Origin of the sequence: Aquiflexum sp. (genome assembly GCF_041749095.1) — a bacterium.
Taxonomy (GTDB): domain Bacteria; phylum Bacteroidota; class Bacteroidia; order Cytophagales; family Cyclobacteriaceae; genus Aquiflexum.
In genome coordinates this window covers 1-2217 of sequence record NZ_JBGTCA010000085.1, presented here as the reverse complement: position 1 = coordinate 2217, position 2217 = coordinate 1, and the positions used below count along the sequence as shown (strand labels likewise).

At 38.8% G+C, this 2217-nt stretch carries 2 protein-coding genes; both read right to left on the bottom strand.

All coding sequences use genetic code 11. The features are described 5' to 3' along the window. On the bottom strand, positions 1 to 1162 hold a 1162-nt coding region (locus ACEW8O_RS04650), incomplete at its 3' end, for a hypothetical protein (protein ID WP_373493458.1). 201 nt (positions 1163 to 1363) lie between these two features. Continuing rightward, the coding region (locus ACEW8O_RS04645; protein ID WP_373493457.1) for a hypothetical protein at positions 1364 to 2217 on the bottom strand (854 nt) is incomplete at its 5' end.

Below are 2217 nucleotides of genomic sequence, written 5' to 3'. Positions count from 1 at the left end.
TTCTCTCACCAGCTATAAAAGCCCTTCGATCGGGTCGATGCCAGTGAAATCCATCCCTGCTGTAACCTATTTCCAGATCAGTTAATTTAGGGAATTTACCCTCATCGCAAATCTTATTGTCTGGTCCTCTCAAAATTTGATGCATCCCAATAAAAATACTTTCATAGGCAATGGCATTCAGGCTGTACAATTGAGGTTGTTCGCCCGCACCAGGATAAGATCCAACCGGTTCCGGCTTGTCAAGTCGGTCTGCATTGGTCCAGTAAACTGCATCAGACCAATCGGCTCCCTTCAGGAAATCTGTATGTTCGGAATAGTACCTGCATCGGCCTCTAGATCCATCAGATATTCTGATACTATAAATCCACTTTTTTCTAAATGGATTATAAAAAAACGAACAATAGTCACCAAATTTTCCGGTAGGTCTGCCTTTTGACCATTTTTTGCCATCAGAAACGTGCAAAGTATGAGTCGTGTGCTTTGGACGTTGATCGAGAGGTGCGTGCATCCAACAGGTAAGGAACTTTATTCGCTTACTTAAAGGAGCTTGCATATCCAACCATACACAATTGTCAGAACCTGCAGTCAATAAAGCTTCACCAGTGTAGATATTCCCTTTTGGTAAAAGCAAATTACCCCCGGAAATTCCTAAAGTCGGCCGTTCCCAATTAATCATATCTTTACTGGTAGCCAAAGCCAAGCCACCCAACCATCCCGATCTGTAGTACATCTTATACAAACCTTCTTCCCAATCATAAAAAACACCTCCATGACCTGTATATACTACCGATCTTTTATTTTCAGGCCCACCAACCTCATCTTCTGAATAGGGGGCAAATACAGGATTGGCTTCAAATTTTTCAGCCAAATGATATTGTCTTGTTAAGTTGGTATCATGAATCAGAAAGTCGTCTACAAAAAGTTGTCGACCGACATCAATTGGAATTGCTTTGGGTATATTATTTAAATAGGGTATTTCCATAGGATCTTCCGATTCAGGCTGAAAATGCCTCGGAGGCCATAATTTGGGCAATCTGATTCCATTATACAGTAATTCCTCTTCCGAAGAGTTAAATTTTTCTTGAAACTTAATTGCCGAGGAGAAGGATGGTAAAACCAATCCTACCAAAGATGTATTGATGATGAAATTTCGTCGATTCATAATAATTTTTTATAAAGAAAACTTAATTATCGATAGCCGTGCTGCCTTGTGTGTCTGTTTTTCCATCATAGCCCAATCCTCCTGCGGCGAGAAATCCTCCGCTACTGCCTGATAATTCTTTACTAAACCAAAATGAAAAAAGTGAGCCATTGGACAGTGATAATTATAGTATTCTTTATGACCATTTGATTTTTCCTTATCCTATTTTAAAAATTTGACAACTGCTATACAAGGACGGTTGGAAGGAGAAGTTATTTGGATTCCCTGTTGATAACCAAAGAATTCACTTAAACCCTTTTCCCATTTTAATTCTAAAATTTCGTTCTCTGACCAAGTAGCCGAATCAAAATCTAGATACTTAATACTGACTTTTTTAGATAAAAGCCAGGGATCGAGTTCTAATGAATATCTACCAGCAGGAAGATAAACAGCATACTCCTTTCCAATATTGGCCAAAGCATATCCTTCCGATTCGGCATAAAAATCTATTCCTAAGTATGAACCGGAAGAAAAGATATCAAATTCCTCCAAAAACATTGACAACGCTTTTATATTAATCTGTGCTCTTTCGGATAAACCCATTCCAGCATTCGGTCTATGAAAGCGTACAGAGGCTGCCCCACCAAAAACATTCTTCCAAAATCTGTCCTCTGCTTCTGTACCAGTTCCAAAGGAATAGTTTCTGTTTTCCCTAGAGCCATAAATTTTCTCGTTGTTCATAGGCATTGCACCCCCTTCTTGAAGTTCTAGAATTCTTCTCCATTTTACAACATTTTCCCAATGTGCCTTTCCCCTAGCTCCTCTTGAATCTTGATTATTTTGGGAAATTTCCACAAATGAATAGAGGTCTCTTCTGTTCATAACATGTCTTACTCCGGTAGAAGCGACCATATTCATGCTGCTTATATAGATTGTTTTCCCACTTCCTTGAGCCAAATCCGACACAAATTCAGCCCAATAATCCTCCCATTCAAGACTAAGGAAGCTTTCGTTAGTAATGTTATAAAGTACATTATCAAATTGCAGGGTTATTGAAAGAAGCTTTTGAACAAATT